This window comes from Paenibacillus sp. PL91 (assembly GCF_012935325.2).
Lineage (GTDB): Bacteria > Bacillota > Bacilli > Paenibacillales > Paenibacillaceae > Pristimantibacillus.
Map to the genome: position 1 here is coordinate 229932 of NZ_JABBYG020000004.1, position 25825 is coordinate 255756.

Below are 25825 nucleotides of genomic sequence, written 5' to 3' on the forward strand. Positions count from 1 at the left end.
AAGCTGAAAGGGTGAAAAATAACATGTATACAAAAGAGGAATTGTACAAGACCACTGCTCAGCGGACTTATCCTGGTGAAGCGAAGGAAGCGGCTTTCTTGCTCGGAGGTATCGGTACAGGAAATATCTCTATCGGCAGCAGGGGCGAATTTCGGGATTGGGAAATCTTTAATCGTCCAGGCAAAGGGAGCATGATGCCCAATACCTATTTCTCCATATGGGCTAAGCAGGAAGGAGCCGAACCGGTAGCCAAGGTGCTGGAATCGAGATTAAATCCGCCGCACAGCATCTCCCATGGGTATCATCCCATAACAGGAGCGGGTCTTCCGCGAATGGAAAAGTCGACTCTCCGCGGGGAATACCCTATCATGTGGGTCGATTTCGAAGACAGGGAATTGCCGATAGAAGTCACCCTAGAAGCCTTTACGCCTTTTATCCCGTTAAACGTAGACGATTCCAGTATTCCCGGAGCCTATTTAACCTATTGGGTGACGAACACTTCCGATCTACCCGTTGATGTTACTATCGCAGGTTCGTTGATGAATCCGGTCGGCGGGGTGAATTTCGACCGTTTCGGCAATTTGGATTTAAAGAATACGGAAGGGAATGTAAACGAGCTTCGTCAAGAAGGCGAATACGCGGGATTATTATTCGGTTCCAGCAAGCTCGCTCCTCAAGATGAGCATTATGGAAACCTGGCCCTAGTAACGACAAATAAAAAGTTGACGCACAAGCGCGCATGGCTTCGCGGAGCCTGGTACGATTTTCTTCAGGAATACTGGGATGACTTCACCGAAGACGGCCTGCTGAACGATCTAGGTTACGAAACGCCATCCGAGAAGAACAAAACCGATACAGGATCGCTTGGCGTGTATGAAACATTGGCTCCCGGCGAGACGAAAGAGTTTGTGTTCATATTGAGTTGGTACTTCCCCAATCGGTTAAATGGGTGGAGCGAGAATGTTTGCGTGAAGGAAGAGGGGAGGCAGCTTACACAGAATTATTATGCCGCCAAATTTGAGAGTTCTTGGGCAGCGGCGTCATATCTCGTGAGTAACCGTGCTCGTTTGGAGCGAGAGACGAAGCTTTTTCATAATGCGCTGTTTTCAAGCACTTTGCCGGAGCACGTTATCGATGCGGTATCGAGCAATATAACCGTACTTAGGAGCACGACTTGTTTTCGATTGATAAATGGCCTTTTTCTTGGTTATGAGGGCTGTTTTGACGAGGCGGGCTGTTGTGATGGAACATGTACACATGTTTGGAACTATGCTCAGACGCTTGCTTTTCTATTTCCGGAGCTGGAGCAGAATATGCGGCAAAATGAGTTTCTGGAGGAAGTACAGGAAGACGGGAAAATGGAATTTCGCTCCTTAAAAATGTTCGATGCCAAATGGATTTGGCACGGACAATCCGCGCCGGCCGCCGCCGACGGGCAAATGGGAACGATAATGCGTGCCTACCGGGAGTGGAAGCTGACGGGTGACGATGCTTTCCTGCGCAAGTTGTGGCCATCAATAAAGAAAACTTTAAACTATGCCCCTATACACTGGGATACGGATGGAGATTTGGTCTTTGATGGTGTCCAGCATAATACTTACGACATTGAATTTTATGGGCCGAATCCCTTGACTGGAATCTTCTTCCTAGGCGCACTCCGTGCGGGACAGGAAATGGCTGCCTATCTTGGTGAAGATGAAGTTGCGCGAAAATATGGAGAGGCATTTGAAGCTAGCTCGAAGCGCCTTGATGAGCTGCTGTGGAATGGAGAGTACTACGTTCAGCGGCTGGAAAATGTCAATGCCTACAAATATCAGCATGGAATTGGCTGCTTATCGGATCAAATGCTTGGTCAGCAGTTAGCCCATCTCTATGGTCTAGGTTATCTTTTACCGAAGGAGAGGGTTAAAAGCGCCATTCATGCCGTCTATAAGCATAATTTCAAAACTGATTTTTCAAATCACGTCAATTGCCAACGCACCTATGCGTTAAATGATGAGAAAGGCCTTCTTCTTTGCTCATGGCCGAGCGGCGGTCGTCCGAAGCTGCCGTTCGTTTACTCCGACGAAGTATGGACGGGAATCGAATACCATGTGGCGACCCATCTCATCTATGAAGGCTTGATTGACGAAGGGTTAACGATCGTAAAAGCAGTGCGCGAACGCCACGACGGTTACCGCCGTAATCCGTGGAATGAAGTGGAATGTGGACATCATTATGCAAGGTCAATGTCAAGCTGGGGACTGCTCATTGCACTAAGCGGTTTTGAATTTGATATGTCCCGCGGCGAAATGAAGTTCGCGCCTGTTATTAATCAAGAGGACTATACCGGTTTTTGGAGTACGGGAAGAGCGTGGGGGACCTACAGTCAGAAACAAAATGCACAAAGCGGGGAATACGATATCGAAGTGAAGGTGCTGTACGGAGAGACTTCGGGCTTAAAGGTACATGCATGCGGTAAAGAATTCATGTTATAAGAAGTCTCCATCTTAGGAGGATTTTGATGGGAAAATCAGAGCTTATTTTGATAAGCGGATTTTTGGGATCCGGGAAGACTACACTGATGCTGTCCGCAGCAGATCTGTTGCGACGGAGAGGCCTTGAAGTGGCATGTATTACAAACGATCAAGGTGAACAACTGGTCGATTCGAAAATGGTGCTGCGCAAGGAATTGCCTCTGCAGCAAATTCAGGGCGGATGCTTTTGCTGCCGCTTCGAAAAACTAGCAGACTCTATCAACGAAATTATTGAACTCCACAGTCCCGACGTGATCATTGCCGAGGCGGTAGGCAGCTGCACGGATTTGACGGCTACAGTTATTAGGCCATTGCAAGCCATGCACGGCGAGTTATTGGAGGTTCGTCCGCTTAGTGTCGTTGTTGACCCGGGTCGTTTGGCGGCAATGATGTCGCAGTCCGCAGCTTTTACGAAAGAAATTGTGTATCTCTTCCAGAAGCAGTTGGAGGATGCTGGATGCATTTTATTGAACAAGACCGATTTGTTGTCCGCAGATGAAATCGATGGATTGAAAAGCGGATTGAGAAGTAACTTCGAGTCGGCACATTTGCTGCAGCTATCCGCGCTTACAGGCAGCGGCCTCTCGGATTGGCTCCATTATATGAAGCACGCAGAATCTGTGATTTTGCCGGTGCTTGATATTGATTATGATATTTATGCGGAAGGCGAAGCGCAGCTTGGCTGGTTAAACGCCAGCATTGCTTTGAATGGACCTATGTTTGATGTAGGAAAAGTTTGCTCCTCCATCATAGAAGGAATGTTGATTTCATTTAGATCGCTGAAAGCAGAGACGGCACATCTAAAGTTGTGGGCACAGGATGCTAAACACAGCTTGAAAATAAGCGCCGTTCATAATCAGGACTCTTATACTGCGGATCATACGACCTCACTGCAATGGCGATCGGATGCCGTGACCATTTGGGTTAATGCGCGCGTAAATATTGGATCTGAACAGCTGAGAGAGATATTTACCGGCACGATGCGTGGATTAAGGGAAACGTCTGCGCTTACTGTATCGGTTGAAAGGATGGATTGTTTTGCTCCTAGCCGCCCGGTCCCATCTTATAGAATGGTTTAAACTGAATAAGACGGTCGCCAATTTGATAACGGGATTATCTATCGCTGTAATTACGACTCTGCTATTCATCACTTTAGGGCTTCTGAAAGGATTCTCTATACAGACCGTGATCGGTTTTATCGTTGTAGCTTGGTTAGCCGTTGAAAATGGCGGAAACGACGTTTCTAAAGGGATTGCTCCTTTACTGGCATCCGGGGCTGCCAATAAGCAGACAGCACTGATCTATGGGGCAGGCGTAACGATAATCGGCGGTATATTATCGATTTTTATTTCCATGAAATTGTTGAAATTGTTTACGACAGGACTAATAGGATCCCATTTTCCGATAACCGGAAATATGGCGCTGATGATAGCTGTCGGAGCAGCGCTTTGGGTAGCGCTTGCAACTCGATTCGCTCTGCCTGTCTCGACTACCCATGCCATAATGGGTTCGATCCTGACAGTCGGGAGCTTATCCTATGGGTTATCGAGCATTTTGTGGGGAAATCTGGTTGAGAAAGTAGTGATGCCATTGTTATTGGGTCCATTGGTCGGCTTAGTCATAGCATGGCTGCTGACCTACGTAGTTAAATACGTTCGTTTGCCGAAGCAAGCAGGAAAAATATTGATCTGGTTGTCCAGCGGAGCGATCTGCTTTGTCCGAAGCTTAAACGATGTGCCGAAAATTGTAAGCATTGCCGTAATGGCTGCTCTCATTGGGATCGATGGCGCTGAAATGAATACGTTATTCTCATTATTCTTGTTGATTACGGTGGCAATGGGCATTGGAAGCCTGGTTAAAGGAGCGGCCGTTACGGAGCTGCTTTCTCAGAAGGTCACGAACCTTGACGATAAAAGCAGTCTATCTTCATTATTAACAACGAGTCTGCTCGTCATGTTCGCGAGTAAACTGGGACTGCCGGTATCGACGACGCATGTATCCTCTTCCGCAATTATCGGCTCAAATCTGCATTCAGGAGTAAAGTCAGTCAACTGGGTCGTCGTACGACACATCGTTTTATCATGGATTGTAACGGTTCCGGGAGCGGGTTTACTGGCCGCAGCCGCATTCATGTTGTATCGTATATTTTAAACAGGAGGCGTATATGCAGGACATTGAATCTATTTTAGAGGAAACGGTTTCGCGTTTACAGAAAATTCCCGGTCTCGAGGCGATTGTCCTAGGAGGTTCACGCGCGAGAGGCACTCATACTCCGGAATCTGATATAGATGTCGGTTTATATTACGCATCTGCCTATCCAATCGACACCGGCGCCCTTGAGGAGGCAGCGGCAGACCTTGACGATTCGAGACAGAAAAATCTCGTTACACGGATCGGCGAGTGGGGGCCTTGGATTAATGGCGGAGGATGGTTGGAAATTAGATCGGTACCTGTTGATTTTCTATACAGGGATCTCGACAAGGTTAGCGCTGTAGTGGATGATTGCTTGCAAGGGAAAATATCGGTACATTATCAGGCTGGTCATCCTCATGCCTTCTGCAGTTCGATCTATATGGGGGAGGCGGCAGTTTGCAAGAGCCTGTGGGATCCCAATGGCCGAATCAAACAGCTGAAAAATCTTACTGAACCTTATCCTGACGCACTGAAGAATGCCATTGTTTCGGCATTTTTGTGGGAGGCGGATTTTTCGCTTGCAAATGCAAGGAAAGGGATAAGCAGGAAAGATGTTTCCTATGTTGCGGGCCATCTCTTCCGAGCTGTCAGTTGCTTGACACAAATACTTTTCGCTATAAACAAAGTCTATCTGTTGAATGAGAAAGGGGCGATTGCTGCATGCGCAGCCTTCCCTAGAAGCCCCGACCGGTTCGAAGCCAGGATTCGCCATAGCTTTACGCTCCTGACAGATGATAAAAAACGTATGGAATCGTCCATCGACGAGGTCGAAGCGCTGGTAAAGGAAACGAAACGCTTGCTCAACTGATCCAAAACTTTTCTGGTCATCAGTATACTTCATCTTAACCAATCGCTAAGGCAGCGCTGTGGTTTTTACATTGCTTGATTGGTTAGTCTTAACATTAAAAATACTAAATAACAAGCTGATGCCGGTATTCAACTGGCGCCAGCTTGTTTGTTTTTCGCTGCTCCTTCAAGTTAAGTTTATCCCCGTCATAGCATGCTATCTTGTTACTTCTTTTGAAGTCATTTCCTACTTCCGGTTCATTTGTATTCTTTATTTCAATCCCATCGTTTTCCAACGTGACGGAACCCGTTATAACCTCGTTTCCTCGATGGCTTCTAAAGATAGTTAATAATATGGGGGTAAATCTATAATTTGTTAAGTAGTAATGTATGCGCTTACTTTCTATAATTTAGTTATGCAATACATAAATTGTATTGCAATTATACTTGAAAGAAAATTTCTTCTCAGGTAGGAAGGACAGTCAGAACTTCATGGAATAGACACAGGATAAGTTATGTACTGCAAAGAGAAACAACCGACAAAAAATGAAAGGGAGTGATTTGTAAAAGGTAATATTCAAGTAGTACGCAGGAAATAGTCGCAAAATTAAAAAAATCAGGAGGTAAAATATGATTAAGTTTAATAAGAAAATCTTGATGTTAGTTATTGCAGCTTCAATGAGTATTACCGGCTTGTTTGCAGCAACCGCAAATGCAGCGACGGACTACTGGCAAAATTGGACCGATGGTGGTGGGACAGTAAATGCTACCAATGGATCTGGTGGAAATTACAGCGTCAACTGGTCAAATACCGGGAATTTTGTTGTCGGTAAAGGCTGGAATACCGGATCACCAACTAGGACAGTAAACTACAATGCCGGCGTTTGGGCGCCGTCCGGCAATGGGTATTTGACTCTCTATGGGTGGACAAGAAACTCACTCATAGAATATTACGTCGTTGATACCTGGGGCACTTACAGACCTACAGGAACGCATAAAGGCACCGTGTCCAGTGATGGTGGCACATATGACATCTATACGACTCAGCGAGTCAACGCACCTTCCATTGACGGCACAAAAACGTTCACCCAGTTCTGGAGTGTCCGTCAGTCGAAGAGAGCGACAGGCAGCAACGCCGCTATCACTTTTAGCAACCACGTTAACGCATGGAAGAGTAAAGGAATGAATCTGGGGAGCAGTTGGTCCTACCAGGTGTTAGCGACAGAGGGATATCAAAGCAGTGGTAGCTCTAACGTAACGGTTTGGTAACAGGTCACCTGCAAGCAGGGCAACGGACAGGCGCCCAACCTTTTCCAGAGTATTGAGAAAGTGTTTTAATCATTTGATATTTGTTAAGTTAAGGCCAGCCGGCCTCACAGCCGGCGGCCTTATATATTTCAAAAAACGCTACAATCTACAACCTACTTGAATATTATGTTTTAGAAGAGGGAAGGGGCCCGGCGGGGACCGCTTTCGAGTAAGCGAGTTTTTGATGTTGGCGGACGCGAATTGTAGGCCGTCACGGCCTAAAATTTTTCCTATCCGTTTAAAGGAGATACATCTATGAGAAAGTTATTAATTTTCCTTTTAATAGCAATAACGGCTGTTGTTAGCGCTTGTTTGCAAGAAAAGCCTGATAAAATGCCTGATGATAACTTTGTATTAGTCAAAGGCGGGTCTTTTATGAACACAAAGTCCAACTATTATGGGAAAAATGTAACATTATCGAATTTTTATATCGGCAAATATGAGGTAACTCAAAAAGAGTGGATCGAGGTAATGGGAAGTAATCCCTCAGAATTCAAAGACGACAATTTGCCGGTAGAAATGGTAAGCTGGTATGACGTTGTGGAGTACTGTAATAATAGAAGCATAAAAGAGGGCTTAACACCGTATTACCATATAGACAAGAATAAAAAAGACCCGAAAAATAAGAGTGAAAACGATAATATAAAATGGACAGTAACGATCAATGCGGGAGCTAATGGTTACCGATTGCCGACAGAAGCGGAGTGGCAATATGCTGCAGGTGGAGGTCAGATGAGCAAGAGTTACACCTACAGCGGAAGCAATCATGCAGATGAAGTAGCATGGTACTGGAAAAACGCTGGAGATAAGTACTTATCAGGAGAATGGAATTGGCCTATGGTAGAAAACAACCATAATAAAACAAAATCTATCGGTGTCAAGAAACCCAACGAGTTAGGACTTTACGATATGTCAGGTAATGTAAGGGAATGGTGCTGGAACGGGTACGGAGACTTGGATAGTAATAGTAGCTCTACCCGGGTTGTGAAGGGCGGCGGTTGGATGGGCGACGTCGATGAGTTATCTTATCTGAGCAATTTCGAGGCGAATGGCTTGGGCCCCGATCAAGGTTTTCGTGTGTGTCGCGATGAGTAAGCGGTCATGACTTGAAAGATGTGCTGCGATACGGGAATGAAAGCGGAAATGTTATTGCTTACGCTTGACGGGAGATTAATATTATCGCTATAACGAAAAGACCGATTAGCTATCAATTGAGCTAACCGGTCTTTTCATTTTCGTCTAACTTTATTTTGAAAGAAAATAAAGAAAAACGCTTGTTCCCGGTCTTTTCGTTTGTTTATGGATAGTGTGTGAAAGATCCGAGCAAGGATTAAAATACAAATGATTACGATGAAAATCCAATCACCGTTATATGGTTTGCTCCATTGAATCCCCTTACAATGAAAAACAGAGGGAGGGAAGCAACATTATGTTAGCAAGACTATACAAATATCGTTGGCAATATGTAATGATTTTTCCGGCCGTTTTGCTTTTGTTTCTGTTTAACTATGTTCCTATGGCGGGCATTCAAATCGCATTCCGCGATTTTCAGATCGGGTCATCCATCTGGGATAGCAATTGGGTCGGTTTGCAAAACTTTTCGTTCTTACAAGAACCGCAGTTTTGGACAGTCGTAAAAAACACGTTGTTCATTTCTGTATTGAAATTTGTATTCGGTTTTCCGGCTCCGATTATTTTAGCTTTAATGATAAATGAATTGGTGCATGCGGGCTTCAAAAGGTTCGTTCAGTCTGTAAGTTATTTGCCCCATTTCTTCTCTTGGATTGTCGTCGCTTATATATTGCAATCGTTTCTGACGCTAGATGGCGGATTGGCTAACGACTTGATCACGAAGATGGGCGGGGAACCGATCTTTTTCCTTGGCTCGGAAGAGTGGTTTCGGCCGATGATTGTGTCTAGCGGTTTGTGGAAAGAGGTAGGCTGGAATACGATTTTGTATCTCGCGGCTATATCAGCTATTGATCCGCAGCTGTATGAAGCAGCCAAGGTGGAAGGCGCAGGGAAGTGGGCGCAAATTCGGCATGTGACGCTGCCGGGCATTATGCCTACTGTATCGATCGTTCTTATCCTTAGCATTCCGAGCTTGATAGCGGTAGGCATGGATCAGATTTATCCGCTCATGAATCCCGCGAACATGCAGGTAGCGGATGTTCTGGATACGTATGTGCTTCGAAGCGGCCTTCAACAGGGTTATTTTGGAATGGCAACTGCAATTGGGCTGCTGTCCTCCGTTATAAGTCTTATTCTAGTCGTCGTTACGAACCAGATATCCAGAAAATTGAATGGCGAGGGGTTATGGTAATTGAAGAAACGTTCATCCGGAGAAAGACTCTCACAAAGCATCCTTGTCATCTTAATGCTCTTGCTATGTCTGTCCGTACTTTATCCGTTCGCCTACATGTTGGCGATCTCGCTGAATGAGGGGACGGATGCGGCGAAGGGCGGGGTCTATTTATGGCCAAGGGCATTTACGCTGATCAATTATGAAATCGTGCTGGGGAATGAAGTCATCCAGCATGCTTATCTGATTACACTCGCACGTACGGTTCTCGGCACGATAGCGGGCCTTCTGGTCACACTGATGGTCGCTTTTGGCTTATCTTATCATCAGGTTCCGTTCCGCAAATCGATTTTGAGCTATATTTTGATCACCATGCTCTTTAGCGGCGGACTTGTTCCTCTCTATATCCAGCTGTATAATCTAGGACTTATTAACAACTTTATGGTCTATATCATACCCGGCATGTTCTCGGCTTGGAATATGTTCGTTATGCTGAAGTTCATCCAGGGTATCCCGGAGGCACTTATTGAGTCTGCAGAGCTTGATGGCGCAGGTCCGTTCCGCATATTGCTGCAGATCATCGTTCCGTTATCGAAGCCGATGCTTGCGGCAATCGGTTTGTTTACCGCCGTCGGCCATTGGAACGATTGGTTCGCCGGAGCGTTCTATGTGACCAAGCAAGATTTGATTCCGGTACAAACATTTCTGCAGCAGTTATTGTCGGCGCAGGATATGTCGGCTATTTTAGGTTCGAACTCGAATCAGGAAGCGCTCGCAAGAGGGTCGCAAATGCAAAACGTGACGCTCATGTCGATCAAAATGGCAACCGTAATGGTAAGCGCCATTCCGATTCTGTGTGTGTATCCATTCCTTCAGAAGTATTTCGTGAAGGGCGTATTGATCGGCTCCGTCAAGGGATAAAAGCCGATTACTAAAGGGTATTGCGATTAATCATATACCATTATTCATGCAATCGAAAAGGGGAGAAAAACAGAATGATGCAGGGCAAACGGTTAAAGAATGGCGGCCTTATGTTGCTTGCCATGGTTTTAGTGTTAACAATCGTCGCAGGCTGCTCCGGTTCGAATTCATCGAACAAGGAAACGAATAACGCCAATGCGGAACAAGGCGGCGGCGAAAGCGCGAAGGGGCCGCAAAAATTCAATCTTTGGCTGGGTTGGTCGGCGACGATTAACAATGACAGTCTCGTCCAAAAATATTGGAAAGAAGAGGAGCCGGGTATCGCGGTTGAGCTTGAAGCAACGCAGGGCGACGCGGTAACGGCGCTTAACTTAAAACTGAACACGGGCGGCTTTGAAGATGCAGCCGTATTCGGCCGCAGCGAAATCGTGAAAGCAGCGATGATCCGCTCCAATAAAGTGCTGTCCGTCGAGCAATATTTTGATATGCCTGATAAATATCCTAATCTTGCGGCGATTCCCAAGGAGTACTTGGATGATATGAAAGATGCCGACGGGCATATATGGTCGATTCCGACATGGTTTGATCAAAACCCTGACAATCCATGGCCGGGCTGGGCTTCCCAATCATGGCTCGTCCGCACGGACGTGTTGGAGAAAGCCGGAATGACCACTCAGGATTTGGCTACTATCGAAGGGGTCGAAGCGTTTCTGAAAAAAGCGGCTGAGCAGAAAGACGAGTCAGGCAAGCCTTTACTTCCGCTTAGCTTCTTAATGGATCCTAACGATACGGCAAGCTGGAATGATGAAAATGCGGTGTTGAGCACGTTTGGCGTAACAACGGGCGGCGGCATTATCCCCGCGGAGAAGAAGGGCGACGAGCTCGTCCTCCTGTATGACGACCCTCAGTATAAAGCGGCTTACCAATGGATGAACAAAATGTATCGTTCCAATCTGGTTGATCCCGAGGTCGTAACCGACAAAAAGGAACGCTACAAGGAGAAAAACAAAGCCGGACGCGTAGCGATGAATGTAGGCAGCTTCTTTAATGTGGATCCTACGCTTTGGGAACAGCTGGACGGACCGACTGAGCCAGGCTGGTTCTATCAAGTCGTACCATTCCCTAAAGTAGAGGGTGTCGAGAAGCTTGGAGCGAACGCCGTCATCAATCCGTATCCAGGATATGATGTCTACATTAGCAAAAATTCCAAAAATCTAGACGCGGTTTTGAAATTCCTCGATTATTCGCTTCAGCCGAAAGCGGAGCAACAACATGTCATTAACGAAGGACCAGTAGGAAAGTACTGGGGATGGATCGACCAGCCGCTGGGTCAATGGAAATACACTGACGCAGAGTATGAAAAAGCCCGTAATTCCGGCGAGCCTGCACAGAAAGCTAAAGTAACGCCGGAGCTGTACATGATATCTTCCTACAATAACGACTGGTATCCGTGGTGGAACTATGGCCAAAGCGATAAAGCCGGAAGCAAAAAAACGGCGGAATTCACGGCAACGGTAGGACAGATGGGCGCCGTGCGCAGCACGGAAACCTATGATTTGGTTAAAGCGAAGGCAGGCGGCTTGTTAGAAAAATACTTGCCTGAGCTTGAGAACATCCGCAAAGAGTATAGAGCGAAGTTCATCATGTCCACAAGCGACGAGCAGTTCGAAGCAACCTGGAAGGCGTTCCGCGATGCGCTCGAGAAACGCGGCCACTGGACTGAGATCAAGCAAGAATGGCAGGAGCAATATGAAGCGTTGGTGAAAGAGCAAGGTTAGCTGTAAAAGATGATGGAGCAACCCCTATAGGGAGGTTGCTCCCTTTTCCATTGTTGCGAATGCCATTACACTATGGAAAGGAGGGATACGATGCCATTTCGCCGCAGTCTCGAACGAATAGTTATCCGGTACACCCGAAAAATGAATTTGCGAGGAAAAATATTAATTCTTTATGGAGCCATTATTTTTGTTCCTACGATTGTTCTTGGAATTGTCGCGGGCTATCTTGCGCTTGAAAGCTTCAGAACCAATTATTTGGTTACAATTAATGAAGCGATGCGCCAAACGGTTCAAAATATAGAATTCCGCAAGCAGAGCTACGATGTGCTCGCCACGCGAACGGCAACGGACGGGGAGCTTATTTCGCGTTTAAGCCGTGATTATTCGAATATGTTCGAGCAGTTGAATACAGTCGAATATGTGGACCGCTCATTCGTATTCACGAGTAAATATTTGCCGGGCATCGACGATTTTCGGATTTATCACACGAATCCGATGCTTGTGCAGGACGGTCGGCTGCTTTGGAAACCGGAGGGACGTATGTTACAGCCGGGATTTCATGAAGCGGATTGGTTCGCCAAAGCGAGCGAAGCTCCGAGCTCGTTAATATGGAACAATGTTAACAAGGATAAGCTTGTGATCTCCCATAAAATTATGAGTCCTGCCGGCAATTTGCAGGGCATCATTTATTTGCTGCTAGACTATAAAACGGTTTTTGGAAACCTGTTTAACCAGCCGTTCAGCGGTTCGGGCGAGTTGTCGATTATAGACGATTACGGCACGATCATCGTCTCCTCCGATCCGCAAAAAATCGGATTAAAGCTTCAAACTACAACGCTAAACAATCACTGGCAAGAAGCGGGCCTATCCGACGGCGTAATGGTTGACGGCAATCTGCTTATGGTAAGGCCGATTGATTCGAATTGGCATGTGGCTGCGCTGATCCAGATGGATCAACTTGAAAGCCAGTCCAAGATGATTCTATACGGCATTATCGCCGTCATTTTCGTTTTTCTGCTTTGCTCCACCTTTTTGATTATGACTGTGCTGAAAAATGTCGTTTGGCGTATTCGCAAGCTTGGCATGCGCATGTACGATGTCAGTCAAGGGGAGTTCGATGTCAGTATCCGTAACACCGATAAAGATGAGCTAGGCGAGCTGGAGATATTATTTAACTCGATGTCTGGCCGATTGGGTATGCTCGTTGAAGACATTACGCATGCGAAGCTCAAGGAACGCGAGCAATCGTTCAAAGCGTTGCAGGCACAAATTAATCCGCATTTTATTTATAATTCGTTAAGCCTGCTAAGATGGCGAGCGCTGGAACTTCAAGACGAAACGCAGCTGCGTACGATCGACGCTCTGACCGCTTTTTACCGGTTGGCGTTGGACAATAAAATAAATGTGACGCAAATTAAGGGCGAGCTTGATCATGTAAGAGCTTATTTGGACATTCAAGAGATGCGCTATCCGGGCAGGGTAAACATCGAGTGGCAAATCGATCAGGAGCTGCTGGAGCTTTATACGATCAAGCTGCTACTCCAGCCAATTGTAGAAAACTGTTATTTGCATGGCAACATTACCGGAAAGAAAGACGCTGTCATCCGAATTTCAGCGCAGCTTGAACAGCATAACGTTCGTTTCGAGGTGTTCGATAACGGCAGAGGCATCCCGAGCGATATGCTGGAACAAATTCGATTAGGGAAGCAGGCGGGGAACGGAAATGGATTCGGCACGGCGAATATTCGCGAGCGGCTCCAGCTCTACTTTGATAATAAGCATGAATTTACCTTAGACAGCAAAGAAAACGAATGGACGGCGGTTACGATTATTATACCTGCCTGCGTCCATAAGCCACAGATCAGGAAGGTGATGTGATGTTGTTAAAAGCGTTGATCGTAGATGATGAGCCTACCCATATTCAGGGGCTGGTGCGCTATATCAAGTGGATGGACCTTGGCTATGATAGGCCATTCACCGCAGAGTCCGGTCAAGAAGCGCTCGAAATGATGCGGAATGCTCCTATTGATGTGCTTATATCGGATGTATCCATGCCCGTTATGACGGGGATCGAGCTTGTTGCCAAGGGCAAAGCGATCCTTCCGCAGCTTCAAGTGCTTATGATCAGCGGCTACAATGAATTCGAATTCGTGCAGGAAGCGATGAACGTAGGGGCGCAAGCCTATGTTTTAAAGCCGATTAAAGTGGAAGAGGTAGAGAGTAAGCTAACTGGATTTCGGAAGACATTGACGAAGCTGAAGCAAATCGAGGGTCAAGCACTGGAGCTTCAACAGAAAGTGTCCGGCAGCTTGGATATCGTCAGAGAACGGTTCGTGTCGGATGTCATTGGGGAGGCAGGCATCAATGTTGACATGCTGCATTCATGGGGCCGTCTGCTGGAGCTTCCTGCAAGCAACCAAGAAATCGGATTAATCGTCTTCGGTTACGATCATTTCCATTCCTCGGAACAGGATGCGAGAGAGAGGGTTGTGATCGGAACAGGATTTTTGAAAGCGGTTCATGTCGGTTTATCCGATTATCATCAAGTCTATGTCGCAAAAACCGGTGCCGATGAGATTGTCGCTCTGCACATTAATTTAAGTCCTATTGAACGCGCATCGATCGAAAAACAGCTTGCTTTCATTCAAAACGTGATGCAGGAGCAGTACGGCTCAACGGTCACGATTGGCAATAGCAGGTTGTGCACGGCGTGGGAAGAGGTGCCGTCGCTGTATAAGGAAGCAAAATTCATGATGGCGAGATCCCGCTTGATGGAGGGCGGACAAATCCTGCATTACGATCGCTTGGACGAATCGGATTTTCAACAGTTTCGCCTGCGTGAAGAGGTTATTCCCGAAATTATACAGTTGACGGAAGCTGCGGCGGATGTCCGTAAGGTTGTCGACTACGTTAACAATGTGTTCGATATGCTTCTGTCTCAACCATCCATACAATTTACGTATATACAAGCGTTTGGCATGGCGCTGCTCAGCGAACTGGCCCGTAAGCAGAAATGGAACAAAGAGCTGGGCGGGGAAATGAATTTGGAGATGTGGCAAAAGCTTATCGATTGCAGGAGCGAGGCGCAGGTTCGTGAAGTTGTGCTCGATTACGTTCAACGCTATATGGTAATTGAAACAAAAGGCGAAGCGAACCAAAGGCATAATCTGATCGGCAAGGTTAGCGAGTATTTGGAAGCGCATTTCCAAGAACATATCACGGTGAAGCAAATCGCTGAAATTCATCATCTGAATGCGAGTTACTTAAGCGTGTTGTTCAAAAAAGAAATGGGAAAAACGATATCGGACTTTTTGCAGGAAACGCGCATGAACAAAGCAAAAGAGCTGCTTCGCGATCCAAGCATCAAGGTGTACGAGGTGTCTGAGCAGGTCGGGTTTCAAACATCCGCTTATTTTGCCTATTTGTTCAAGAAGACGACGGGCTATACGCCGCAAGAATATAGAGATTACCATTAAGGCAGATTTATGCCAAGAGCTGGAGGCATGTGAAAGAAATGATAATAGAGTCAATAGCGGGAACGTGGAGATTTCACCTGGATGCGTTGAAACAAGGCATCGAGAATCAATATTATAAAGGGCTGATGCTGGATGAAATTCAGTTGCCCGGGACGACCGCCGAGAATAAAAAGGGCGAATTCAACACGGCAAGGGAAGTAGCCCATCTTACCGAGACTTATCCGCTAACCGGATATGCCTGGTACCAGCGGGATATTGAAATTAAGGAAGAATGGGCGGGCAAGCTTATTCGACTGTATATGGAGCGAACAAGAGTAACGCAGGTTTGGATCGGGGAGGATTGGAAAGGAACGCAGGATAGCGTTAGCGCGCCTCATGTCTATGAATTCGGAGCCATTGCACCGGGAACGTATACGCTAACCGTACTGGTCGACAATAGCGGCTTGCCGATAAAGGGCGGGCATATGACATCGCCCGATACGCAAACGAACTGGAACGGGCTGCTTGGCAGAATCGAAATTCAGGCGGTGGAATTGATTCGTTTGGAGCGCATACAGGCTTTTCCTGATGTTTCAAATAAGTCCGTGCGGTTCACTTTTCAAGTGCTTAACGATACTTCGAGCAATGCCGATATTGGCATTTCAATCGAGCTTGCGGATGTTGTGGGTACGGCCCGCTCAGTTTGTAAGTCTGCAGGTAGGACGCTGCGCGTCTCTTCTGCACCGGGCTGCCAAACGGTTGAATGGGAATACGAAATGGGCGAAGATGTGGCCCTATGGGATGAATTCTCTCCTGTTCTTTATTGCATGCAATTAAAATGGGAGGCCTTTGCCGGGCAGGAAGTATATCGGGATGAGCAATCCGTAAGCTTCGGCATGCGTCAATTCGGCACGGAAGGAACGCAGTTTACGAATAACGGCCGAAAAGTTTTTTTGCGGGGAAAACATGATGCCTTGGCGTTTCCGCTAACGGGTTATTCGCCGATGACCGTCCAAGAATGGGTGAAGGTGCTGTCTATCGCCAAATCCTATGGCATTAATCATTACCGGTTCCATACCTGTTGCCCACCGGAAGCGGGATTTATGGCTGCGGACCTGCTCGGCGTTTATTTCGAACCGGAGCTGCCGTATTGGGGAGCTTTCCATGATCCGGAGGATGAGGAGTATGATGAAGCCAAAGCAGACTATTTGCGCAAGGAAGGCTTGCGTATTTTAGAGGCTTACGGCAATCATCCTTCTTTCGCCTTGTTCACGCTTGGCAACGAATTGCATGGAAGCCGCAGAGCGATGTCGGCATTGCTGAAGGAGTATCGCGAGCGAGATAGCCGACGATTATACGCCGAAGGAGCGAACAACTATTTCTGGGCGCCATCCTTCTCGGAAGAGTCCGATTTCTGGGTGACGATGCGAACGGGGCATGGCGGCTCGATCGTGAGAGCTTCGTTCTCACACGCGGATTTGCCGCTCGGACATGTTCAGGCTAGCTACCCGTCAACGCTCACGGATTACAGGCATAATTTGCCGGATATCCAAGTGCCTATCGTAAGCCATGAAATCGGTCAATATCAATCATTCCCGAATTTCGGCGAAATCGAAAAATATGTTGGTGTTTTGCAGGCGCGTAATTTTGAAGTTTTTCGCGAAAGGCTTCAAAATGCGGGAATGCTTGATCAAGCCGAGGATTTCTTCCGGGCATCGGGACAGCTTGCGGTAATATGCTACCGCGAAGAAATAGAAGCGGCTTTGCGTACGCCGGGCTTCGGCGGGTTTCAGCTGCTTGATCTGCAGGATTTTCCTGGCCAAGGGACGGCATTGGTCGGCGTATTGGACGCATTCATGGATTCCAAAGGATTTATCGACCCGGAGCAATGGCGCGAGTTTTGCTCGGACATCGTATTGCTTGCCCGTTTCCCGCGATATACGTACACCGACGATGAGACGTTCGAAGCGCATTTGGAAATGGCGAATCACGGTGCAAACGAGCTTGCGGACGTTCAGCTGGAGTGGTCGCTTAAGCAAGGCGATCTGCTAATCGAGGCTGGTGTGACAGCGGCAACGGATGTCGGCCAAGGCGCTTTGAAGGCTGTGGGAAACCTTCATATCAAGCTGTCTAAAGTGAAAGCGCCCGCCAAGCTGGAGCTGGAGCTGAAATGGAAGGGAAGCGCGATCGCGAACCATTACCCGCTATGGGTATACCCGGCAAAGGTGAATACGGATCCCAATAATGGCGTTCAGGTACGTCGAAGGCTCGATCAAGAGGTACGCGATTTGCTTGAAGATGGTGGACGCGTGCTGTTGATTGCCGACCAGGAGCAGCTATCCTCCCATATCGACGGAGCCTTTGCTTCGGATTTCTGGTGTTATCCCATGTTTAGGTCCATTTGCGAAGGAAACCATGCAGCTCCCGCACCGGGAACGCTAGGCATTTTATGTGATGAGCGGCATCCCGCGCTTCAGGCGTTTCCGACTGAGTTTCATAGCAATTGGCAATGGTGGCCGATTCTGATGAACTCGCACTCACTTATATTGGATGATTGGCCAGCCGCTTTCCGCCCAATCGTACAGGTTATCGACAACTTTGAGCGCAACCATAAGCTGGGCTTGATTGTCGAAGCTAAGGTAGGAAACGGAAGCCTGCTCGTATGCGCAAGCGATCTCATTGGCCAGCAACATAAGCCGGAAGCACGGCAGCTTCTACATAGTCTGCAAAGTTATGCCGCTTCAGCCGAGTTCAAGCCGTCCGAGGAGTTAAGCTTTGAGCAGTTACGAAGCGTATTAGATCCGAATGCGGCGACCGAAAGGCAGTCGCATCGCGGCCAAGCTGTTATTAATCCTTCTTATCCGAACTAATACCTTAGAGGTGCATCTGCCCTCTCACAGAGTCTACGCTCCCACTTCCCGGTTGGCTTGTAAAAAAACCGCTCTCATTGAGCGGTTTTTTATATACAAAATTCTACAAAATCTTGCTTATCGCAATTTATTGTCGGGAAATATCATATCTTGTAAGTGGGTTATTTATTAATAAAACCAACCTTGACTTGGAAATATTCCAATGTTATATTCTCAATAATTCATCAATGACAAACAGTGTTTTATAATGTAAAACAACTAATAGGACCCTGCTCCAAAATGGAGGGAGATTGAATTAACGATCTGTAAGCGTTTACAAATGTTTTGGCCATATCTCCCTAATTGCTTCAACAGCTGAAGAACTTAAAAAGGAGGTTTCCCTACTTGAAACAGAACACAAGCCTCATAGGCTACGGCAGAAAGCTAAAACAGATGCGGCAAGATTATCAATTGTATTTGATTATATTGTTTCCTCTTGCTTGGTTAATGATCTTTCAGTACTTTCCTATGTACGGGCTTCAGCTTGCGTTCAAGGATTTTAGAATCATGGATGGGATCTGGAGCAGCCCATGGGTCGGTTTGGAGCATTTCGAGAAATTTTTTAACTCTTATCAATTCAAGAGAGTCATTACCAATACCCTCATCATCAGCTTTTATGATCTCATCGCAGGTTTTCCGCTTCCCATTCTTTTGGCTTTAGCCTTAAACGCAACGTTAAAAACCCGATTTAAGCAAGTCGTCCAGTTTGTCACTTACATGCCTTTCTTTATATCCACCGTTGTCATGGTCGGGATGATCCTGCAGTTTCTAAACCCTAGAATAGGCATTATTAATATGGGAATGGGTTTGTTTGGAGCCGATCCGATAAACTTTATGGGCGAGCCGGAGTGGTTTAAGTCGGTTTATGTATGGTCGGGAATATGGCAGACAACCGGCTGGGGGACCATTATTTATTTAGCGGCTTTGTCTGCGATCAGCCCGGAAACCCATGAAGCGGCGACAATTGACGGGGCTACCCGTCTACAGCGAATCCGGCATGTTGATTTGCCTGGCATTATGCCGACCATTGTCACTCTTCTCATATTGAATGCCGGCTCGATTATGGGAATTGGCTTCGAAAAAATATTTTTAATGCAAAATCCATTGAATCTTAGCTCTTCTGAAGTCATATCCACTTATGTTTATACGGTGAGTCTAGCTTCCAGCGCCCCGGATTACTCCTATGCAACGGCCATTGGTTTTTTTAACTCGATGGTGAATTTTATATTAATTATCCTTGTTAATCAAATCGCCAAAAAAGCGGGAGATACCAGCCTGTGGTAAAGAGGGGAGCTGTTACATGAAAAGCAAGATTGTGCTTACAAAATCCGATAAAGCCTTTTATTTCTTTAATGATTTGTTTCTGCTGGTCGCACTGCTAATCGTCCTGTATCCGCTTATTTATATTTTCAGTGCTTCTTTTAGCGACAGGCTGTCTGTTATCTCGGGAGATGTGTTTTTATGGCCGGTCCATTTTTCATTGGAAGGCTATCAAGCCGTCTTTAAGGATTCAAGAGTGTTAACCGGTTACGGGAACACGGTATTTTATACGATAGTCGGAACTATCCTCAATGTGATCTTGACGATTTTGGCCGCTTACCCGCTATCCAGAAGAACGATGGTAGGCCGGAATATCATTATGTATTTATTTGCTTTTACGATGCTGTTTAACGGCGGACTAATCCCCAACTATCTGCTGATAAAAGATCTTGGGATGATCGATACGAGATGGGCGATGATCCTGCCTGGAGCACTTTCTGTTTGGAACGTGATCATTGCTCGAACCTTCTATCAATCGACCATAAGTCAGGAGCTTTTTGAAGCCGCTTCCATGGACGGATGCTCGCATTTGCGTTTTATGTGGAGTGTCGTTCTGCCCCTATCGAAAGCCATTACGGCGGTCATGGTGCTGTTCTACGGGGTGTTTCATTGGAATGCTTATTTTAATGCTTTTATCTACTTGAAGAGCGATGAGCTTTACCCGCTGCAAATAGTTCTTAGAGATATTCTTATTCAAAATCAGATCGACCCGGCTTCCATCACGGATACGGAAGATATGACAAGGAAACAAGGGCTGGCGGATCTGCTTAAATACTCGATCATCATCGTCGCAAGCCTGCCGATATGGCTGGTTTATCCGTTCGTGCAAAAATATTTCGTTAAAGGCGTCATGATTGGTTCGATAAAAGGCTGAAAAAGCAGTGGGCAAGGGGCATCAAGCGGCTGGTGTGGCCCGCCATGACAGCCGATTGATATAAAAAATGAGGAGGAAAACAGAAATGAAAAAGTTGGGTGTCAGCCTGCTTATGCTGGTATTAGTTGCTTCTATGCTGTTAAGCGCGTGCAGTGACAATACAGGGGGCAAAGAAAACAACCAAAAAGAAGATCCTGCAAATACCGGCACTGAATCCGGACTTTCCGAGCCTGGCGTGCTTCCCATTACAAAAGAAAAGACGACCATAACGATTACGATTCCGCGGGATCCGACGGTAACCTCGTATGAATACGGCGAAAACGAGCTGACAACATGGCTGGAGGATCAAACGAATGTCCATATCGAATGGAACCTGTATCCTTCCGCGGATTCCATTGAGAAACTGAATCTCGAGCTGTCATCCGGAGGAGATTTGGGTGATCTCATCATGGGCTTTCCCGGAATAGACAATGCGATGCTGGCATCGTACGGCTCGCAAGGCGTATTCCGCGACTTGCGGGATTTGATTGACAAGAATGGAGCCAATATCAAAAAGCTGTTTGAGGATATTCCCGAAATGGAACCGTCTACCACTGCGCCGGACGGAAATATATACGCGCTCAATGCCGTAGGGGAATGCTATAACTGCGACAGAGCGATGCGTTTTTGGGTGAATAAAAAGTTTCTCGAAGCCTTAAACATGCCTGTCCCTACGACGACAGATGAATTATATCGCTATTTGAAAGCGGTCAAAGAAACGGATCTCAACGGCAATGGCAAAAAAGATGAAATTCCGATGGTGGGCTCCACGCAAAGCTGGTTTGCGACGGTTGACGATTTTATTATGAATGCGTTCACTTATCAAGATTCGAATAACCTTTATGTGAAGGATCATAAAATTTCTGCAGCGTATACGACTCCTGAATGGAGGGAAGGGCTGCGATTTCTAAATAAGCTTTATGCCGAAGGCTTGATCGATCCTTCTTCCTTCACGAATGATGAGAACCAAATGAGGCAGTTGGTTGAGCTGAACGACGGAAATACGGTTGGCGCTGTGCCGGGCGGAGGCCAGCACGTATTTGCGGCAAACGATTCTACAAAAATGAATTATGAAATTGTTCTTCCACTTAAGGGGCCGAACGGGTTCCAAAATGCTTATTTCAATCAGTACGGTAAAATCAGCAACCCGATGTTCATGTTGCCCGCAAACGGAAAAAATGCCGATATCGTCATGAAGCTGGTCGACCTGATGTATTCGCATGAGTTTTTCCTGAGAAACCGTTATGGCGTGCAGGGCAAACACTGGGATAAACCAGCAGCCGGCACTGCTGCCGCAAACGGCGGCGAGGCCCAGTATAAGATCTTAGGAAAAGACTTGTGGCAGGAACCGCAGCAGGTTCATTGGCATGGCATAGGCGGCGCATGGCCTCCGTTTGGGTCTGACGCTAGAGAAGCGCTTCCGGAGGGGCAATTCGATTTAGAGTCGGAATTGTACAAAGCGGCGGCAGAATACGACAAATTCGCTGCGCGCATCACGACTCCGAAGTTTTTCTTCGATAATGAAACGGCTAAACGGTGGAACGAATTGAAAACCGAAATCAACAAGATTGTCAGCGAATCGACGGCTGATTTTATCGTTGGTAACCGTAATATCGAGAAGGATTGGGATCAATTTCAAAAAGAGCTGAAAAGTATCGGAGTCGATGAGTTCATTACCATTATGCAAAAAGAATATGACGGGAAATGGAAGTCCTAATCAAAATCCGCAGGTAAAGATCCAGACTTCCGTCATTTGGTATGGCGGAAGTTCTCTAGCTTTTTTTCACAAGAATAGGAGGGTCTATCATGCCGCAGGCTGAAACGATTTCTCGAATCGATTCCATGAGAATTGGATTTACGGGCAGCTTTTACCCTGTTCCCGCAAACGTGGAAGAGGATGATATTGCAGAGTGGCAGCTGCAGAGAGCCATTGAGCTTGGCTGTGCCGTGCTTCAGGTAAGTACGCTTCCAAAGGATCATATGAAGCTGGCCGAGTTTGGACAATTAGCGCAATCAAAGTCGATCGAGCTGGAGTTAAGCGCGCCGGGAGCGTTCAGTCTAGCAGGCCCCTTCTCCGATGAGAGGGGAGCGAATCGGTTTCGCCAAGCCATAGCGTACGCAAAGCAGCTTAAAATGCCTGTCGTACGAACGGCTTATGGCCGCTTGGATGTGGAAACGAGCCGGTTTAATCAATCCTTTTCCATTCGTGAGCATATAGAAGCGCTCGTGCCTGCCCTGCAGGCTGCAGCGAAGATTGCCGAAGATGCAGGTGTGCGGCTTGCTGTAGAAAATCATTGCGACTTTACCGGGCGAGAGCTGGCTCAGCTTCTGGATGCCGTTGATTCGGCTTATGTGGGAGCCGCACTTGATACCGGCAACGGCTATACCGTTTTTAGTGATCCGAATGAGGACATTGAAGCGTTGGCTGCTTATACCTTTACTACACACATCAAGGATATGAAGGTCGTCAAAAGCCAGGCAAAGGGCTGGATTCCGCTAACCGCTTTCGGGTGTGTGCTGGGGGAAGGACATGTAGATATCCCCAAAGCGTTAAGCTTGCTCGCGCAAAAAAGCCCGCGGGCTGACGGGCTGCATTTGATTGTTGAGCCTGGGTGGATGATCTTCGATCCAACGAGGGATACCGCTTCACAAAGCGAGGAATATTTCCGGAAAAGCATTTACTATTTACAAAGCCTGCAACAAAATCGAGGGAGGGCTAAAATATGAAGAAAAAAGTGTTGGTCACTGGGGGAGCGGGACGTTTGGCGCGTTATATGATCGATTATTTGATCGAACAAAACTATCAAGTAACAGCATTTGACCGCGTTGCCCCGGATGCCTCTCGTTTTCCGAAAAACGTATTGTTTGTTAAGGGAGATCTCACGACGCTTGGAGACTGCATGCGTGCCATCCAATTGTCGGAAGCGGAATCGATTATTCATCTTGCCGCGCTCCCCTATGATACAACACTGCATCCATCCCAGCCGAGAATCCAAAACCTGCCTGAAGACGAGTGCATGAAGGTCAATACGATGGGCACGTATTATTTGATGGAAGCTGCACGCAGATTTGGAGTTAAGACAGTGGCCATGGCATCTTCCTATTACACGCTTGGCTTGGGGCAGCGGTTAGGCGGTACTCCGTTTCAAGTGGATTATTTGCCGATCGATGAGGAGCATCCGAACCGTCCGGAAGATACCTATGCGTTGTCCAAAGTGTTGGGAGAAGAAATTTTACATGCCTATACAAGAGCATATGGCATTCGAACAGTAGCGTTTCGCCTGCAAGGGCTTGATTGGCCCGATCAAAGCGAAAATTACAAATACGGGATTTCGATTCCCGCTCGGGAGCACGTAGGCGGACCGGTGGTTACCACGCATCAGTACTTGGATCCAAGAGATGCTGCGCAGGCATTTACTCTTGCAATCGAATCAAATGATCTGGATTTGTTTGAAGTTTTTTATCTGCTGACCGACAGCCGGCACATTGAGGATACAAAGGAGGTTGTCGCAAAGCATTGGCCTGACCTGACAGAAAAGGCTGCTGGCTTGGTAGGAACGGAAGGGTTAATTACTCAGAGAAAACTGCTGAGCAAGCTGAATTACAAGCCTCGATACTCGTGGCGCCAGCAGCAGGCAAATCATGAAATCATAGATCAGGGGATGATGGGATGAATCATTTACGATTTGGGCATACCGCGATTACGTGGCCGAATGAGGCAATCGAGGAAGCTGTATCCGATATCGCTGCCTGCGGTTATTGGGGAACGGAGACATTCGGGTGGGTGCTGGAGGAATGGGAATCTCAGAATAGAAGCTTATTGGCTTTGTTCGAGCAGCATCAGCTTCAGCTGACTTCTTTATACTGTCACCTTGAATTGACGGATTCGTCAAAGCGTCAAGATGCGATTGACAAGGTGATGGAATGGGTTGATCTGTATTTGAAATTCCAAGGGCCGGTCGTCGTGATCGGCGGAACGATGTTGAATCGGGCTTCTTTTGCTATATCAGACCATGCTTCGGCTATCATCTTAACCTTAAATGAGCTTGCGAAGCGCATCACGGATAAGGGGCTGTTATGCTGCTTTCATCCGCACACCGGAACCGCAGTTGAAACGGAAGAAGAAATCCGGCGTGTTCTAGAAGGCGTCGATTCCCGTTATGTCACCTTTGCCCCGGATGTCGGCCAGATCGCCAAGGGAGGCACGGATCCCGTTCGGATTATTCAAGAGTACTATGAGTTGATCCGGATGCTGCATCTGAAGGATTATATAGGAGGCCCGGTTAAGGAAGATGCTGAAGGTCGTCAAGTTGATGCTACCGGTTTTCTTGGTTATACGCCGCTCGGAATGGGATCTGTCGATTTAAGGAGCATTGTTCAATACCTGGAAGATAAAAAATATCCTCATTATGCTTCGGTGGAATTGGATGGCAACCAATGGAGTCCTACCCGAAAAGGTAATCCTCTCATGTCGGCACCTGAAGCGATCCGTACGAGCAAGCAGTATTTGGAACGTCTTGGTTACCGGAATTTTAAAATAACGTAACTTAGCGGAGTAGCATGAAGATTGGCTGGACGAATAAGAAACCCTTTGGTAAAATTATTCATATCGTTCTATATTATAAAACAGAGGATGATTTTACGCCCATGCCGATCATTCAATCATTAGACCGTGCTCTGCGCATTCTTAATTTGTTTGATGACCAAAATAAGGAATTAAAAATTACCGATATCAGCCAACAAATGAATTTACACAAAAGCACCGTTCACTCTTTGCTCAAAACGCTGCAAATGCACGGCTATATCGATCAAGAGGGACATACAGGAAAATATAGACTCGGGATGACGCTTGTCGAGAAGGGACAGCTTCTGCTGCAAGGTCTAGATATTCGAGGCGCAGCCAGACCCCATCTTCAGCAGCTGTCGGACTTGACTGGTCAATCTGTTCACTTAGTTATTATGGATGGTCATGAGGGCGTATATATCGATAAGGTTGAAGGAGCAAAAGCGGCCATTCGCTACTCGCGGATCGGACGCCGGGTTCCGCTTCATAGCAGCGCAGTCGGAAAAGTGCTTGCTGCTTATCGCGCTCCGGGAGAACTGGCCCGGATCCTCGACAATTACGTATTCCAAATCCATACCCCGCAAACCATTGACCGAAAGGATACTTTCTTGGAGGTGCTGAGCGGAGTAAGACAGGACGGGGTGGCTTTTGACCGTGAAGAAAATGAACCCGGCGTTCGCTGCGCAGCGGCCCCCATTTTCGACCATACTGGCCATTGTGCCGCAGCCATGAGTATTTCTACCTTAGTTTCGCATGTCGATGAGACGCAGCTGCAGCATTTTGTTAAGCTGTTGTTGAACGAAACAAAACGGATTTCCGCCAATTTAGGATATCGGTCATAAAAGAGCTTTTGTTTCTAA

The 25825-nt window shown here is 46.9% G+C and carries 19 protein-coding genes; all 19 read left to right on the top strand.

Annotation, left to right across the window (positions count from 1 at the left end; all coding sequences use genetic code 11):
- Positions 1–23 precede the first annotated feature (23 nt).
- The 19 genes from HI950_RS12320 to HI950_RS12410 all read left to right on the top strand — a co-directional run bounded on the left by HI950_RS12320 (position 24) and on the right by HI950_RS12410 (position 25807).
- Entirely contained in the window at positions 24–2477 is a 2454-nt protein-coding gene (locus HI950_RS12320; RefSeq protein ID WP_169082455.1) for a GH116 family glycosyl-hydrolase, read from the top strand.
- Positions 2478–2503: 26 nt separating this feature from the next.
- Positions 2504–3595 (top strand): GTP-binding protein, encoded by a 1092-nt coding sequence (locus HI950_RS12325; protein ID WP_169082454.1) that lies wholly within the window; start codon positions 2504–2506, stop codon positions 3593–3595.
- A gap of 22 nt (positions 3596–3617) precedes the next feature.
- The gene (locus HI950_RS12330; protein ID WP_187768080.1) at positions 3618–4667 is read left to right on the top strand and encodes an inorganic phosphate transporter; all 1050 of its coding nucleotides are present in this window, start codon (positions 3618–3620) and stop codon (positions 4665–4667) included.
- Positions 4668–4680: 13 nt separating this feature from the next.
- On the top strand, positions 4681–5517 hold the full coding sequence (locus tag HI950_RS12335; RefSeq protein ID WP_169082452.1) for a nucleotidyltransferase domain-containing protein: 837 nt from the start codon (positions 4681–4683) through the stop codon (positions 5515–5517).
- A 608-nt stretch (positions 5518–6125) separates the two neighbouring features.
- Positions 6126–6764, top strand: a complete 639-nt coding sequence (locus tag HI950_RS12340) for a glycoside hydrolase family 11 protein (RefSeq protein WP_169082451.1) — start codon at positions 6126–6128, stop codon at positions 6762–6764.
- A 294-nt stretch (positions 6765–7058) separates the two neighbouring features.
- Complete coding sequence (locus tag HI950_RS12345; RefSeq protein ID WP_169082450.1) at positions 7059–7898, top strand: formylglycine-generating enzyme family protein; 840 nt, start codon at positions 7059–7061, stop codon at positions 7896–7898.
- A 334-nt stretch (positions 7899–8232) separates the two neighbouring features.
- Positions 8233–9126: an ABC transporter permease gene (locus tag HI950_RS12350; RefSeq protein WP_169082449.1), complete on the top strand. Its 894-nt coding sequence runs from the start codon at positions 8233–8235 to the stop codon at positions 9124–9126.
- The gene (locus HI950_RS12355) at positions 9127–10026 is read left to right on the top strand and encodes a carbohydrate ABC transporter permease (protein WP_223285240.1); all 900 of its coding nucleotides are present in this window, start codon (positions 9127–9129) and stop codon (positions 10024–10026) included.
- A 74-nt stretch (positions 10027–10100) separates the two neighbouring features.
- Positions 10101–11804, top strand: coding sequence for a type 2 periplasmic-binding domain-containing protein (locus HI950_RS12360; RefSeq protein WP_223285241.1), 1704 nt, complete (start codon positions 10101–10103; stop codon positions 11802–11804).
- A gap of 90 nt (positions 11805–11894) precedes the next feature.
- A complete protein-coding gene (locus tag HI950_RS12365) occupies positions 11895–13682 on the top strand; it encodes a sensor histidine kinase (RefSeq protein ID WP_169082448.1) in 1788 nt (595 codons plus the stop codon).
- Positions 13682–15280, top strand: a complete 1599-nt coding sequence (locus tag HI950_RS12370) for a response regulator transcription factor (RefSeq protein ID WP_223285242.1) — start codon at positions 13682–13684, stop codon at positions 15278–15280. The genes HI950_RS12365 and HI950_RS12370 overlap by 1 nt, the downstream gene beginning before the upstream one ends.
- 38 nt (positions 15281–15318) lie before the next feature.
- Positions 15319–18129, top strand: coding sequence for a glycoside hydrolase family 2 protein (locus tag HI950_RS12375; protein WP_169082447.1), 2811 nt, complete (start codon positions 15319–15321; stop codon positions 18127–18129).
- A gap of 384 nt (positions 18130–18513) precedes the next feature.
- Entirely contained in the window at positions 18514–19452 is a 939-nt protein-coding gene (locus HI950_RS12380) for an ABC transporter permease (RefSeq protein ID WP_223285243.1), read from the top strand.
- Between the two features lie 16 nt (positions 19453–19468).
- Positions 19469–20362, top strand: coding sequence for a carbohydrate ABC transporter permease (locus HI950_RS12385; RefSeq protein WP_169082446.1), 894 nt, complete (start codon positions 19469–19471; stop codon positions 20360–20362).
- An 85-nt stretch (positions 20363–20447) separates the two neighbouring features.
- Positions 20448–22118 (top strand): extracellular solute-binding protein, encoded by a 1671-nt coding sequence (locus HI950_RS12390; RefSeq protein WP_169082445.1) that lies wholly within the window; start codon positions 20448–20450, stop codon positions 22116–22118.
- Between the two features lie 89 nt (positions 22119–22207).
- Positions 22208–23128, top strand: a complete 921-nt coding sequence (locus HI950_RS12395) for a sugar phosphate isomerase/epimerase family protein (protein WP_169082444.1) — start codon at positions 22208–22210, stop codon at positions 23126–23128.
- A complete protein-coding gene (locus tag HI950_RS12400) occupies positions 23125–24075 on the top strand; it encodes an NAD-dependent epimerase/dehydratase family protein (RefSeq protein ID WP_169082443.1) in 951 nt (316 codons plus the stop codon). The genes HI950_RS12395 and HI950_RS12400 overlap by 4 nt, the downstream gene beginning before the upstream one ends.
- The gene (locus HI950_RS12405; protein ID WP_169082442.1) at positions 24072–24947 is read left to right on the top strand and encodes a sugar phosphate isomerase/epimerase family protein; all 876 of its coding nucleotides are present in this window, start codon (positions 24072–24074) and stop codon (positions 24945–24947) included. The genes HI950_RS12400 and HI950_RS12405 overlap by 4 nt, the downstream gene beginning before the upstream one ends.
- Positions 24948–25048: 101 nt before the next feature.
- Positions 25049–25807 (top strand): IclR family transcriptional regulator, encoded by a 759-nt coding sequence (locus HI950_RS12410; RefSeq protein WP_169082804.1) that lies wholly within the window; start codon positions 25049–25051, stop codon positions 25805–25807.
- Positions 25808–25825 lie beyond the last annotated feature (18 nt).

Bases quoted from the DNA above. Each gene is read 5' to 3' on its own strand.
- HI950_RS12400 (WP_169082443.1), top strand. From the start codon at position 23,125: ATGAAGAAAAAAGTGTTGGTCACTGGGGGAGCGGGACGTTTGGCGCGT.
- HI950_RS12360 (WP_223285241.1), top strand. From the start codon at position 10,101: ATGATGCAGGGCAAACGGTTAAAGAATGGCGGCCTTATGTTGCTTGCC.
- HI950_RS12335 (WP_169082452.1), top strand. From the start codon at position 4,681: ATGCAGGACATTGAATCTATTTTAGAGGAAACGGTTTCGCGTTTACAG.
- HI950_RS12375 (WP_169082447.1), top strand. From the start codon at position 15,319: ATGATAATAGAGTCAATAGCGGGAACGTGGAGATTTCACCTGGATGCG.
- HI950_RS12365 (WP_169082448.1), top strand. From the start codon at position 11,895: ATGCCATTTCGCCGCAGTCTCGAACGAATAGTTATCCGGTACACCCGA.
- HI950_RS12405 (WP_169082442.1), top strand. From the start codon at position 24,072: ATGAATCATTTACGATTTGGGCATACCGCGATTACGTGGCCGAATGAG.
- HI950_RS12325 (WP_169082454.1), top strand. From the start codon at position 2,504: ATGGGAAAATCAGAGCTTATTTTGATAAGCGGATTTTTGGGATCCGGG.
- HI950_RS12385 (WP_169082446.1), top strand. From the start codon at position 19,469: ATGAAAAGCAAGATTGTGCTTACAAAATCCGATAAAGCCTTTTATTTC.
- HI950_RS12410 (WP_169082804.1), top strand. From the start codon at position 25,049: ATGCCGATCATTCAATCATTAGACCGTGCTCTGCGCATTCTTAATTTG.
- HI950_RS12340 (WP_169082451.1), top strand. From the start codon at position 6,126: ATGATTAAGTTTAATAAGAAAATCTTGATGTTAGTTATTGCAGCTTCA.
- HI950_RS12320 (WP_169082455.1), top strand. From the start codon at position 24: ATGTATACAAAAGAGGAATTGTACAAGACCACTGCTCAGCGGACTTAT.
- HI950_RS12390 (WP_169082445.1), top strand. From the start codon at position 20,448: ATGAAAAAGTTGGGTGTCAGCCTGCTTATGCTGGTATTAGTTGCTTCT.
- HI950_RS12345 (WP_169082450.1), top strand. From the start codon at position 7,059: ATGAGAAAGTTATTAATTTTCCTTTTAATAGCAATAACGGCTGTTGTT.
- HI950_RS12370 (WP_223285242.1), top strand. From the start codon at position 13,682: ATGTTGTTAAAAGCGTTGATCGTAGATGATGAGCCTACCCATATTCAG.
- HI950_RS12395 (WP_169082444.1), top strand. From the start codon at position 22,208: ATGCCGCAGGCTGAAACGATTTCTCGAATCGATTCCATGAGAATTGGA.
- HI950_RS12350 (WP_169082449.1), top strand. From the start codon at position 8,233: ATGTTAGCAAGACTATACAAATATCGTTGGCAATATGTAATGATTTTT.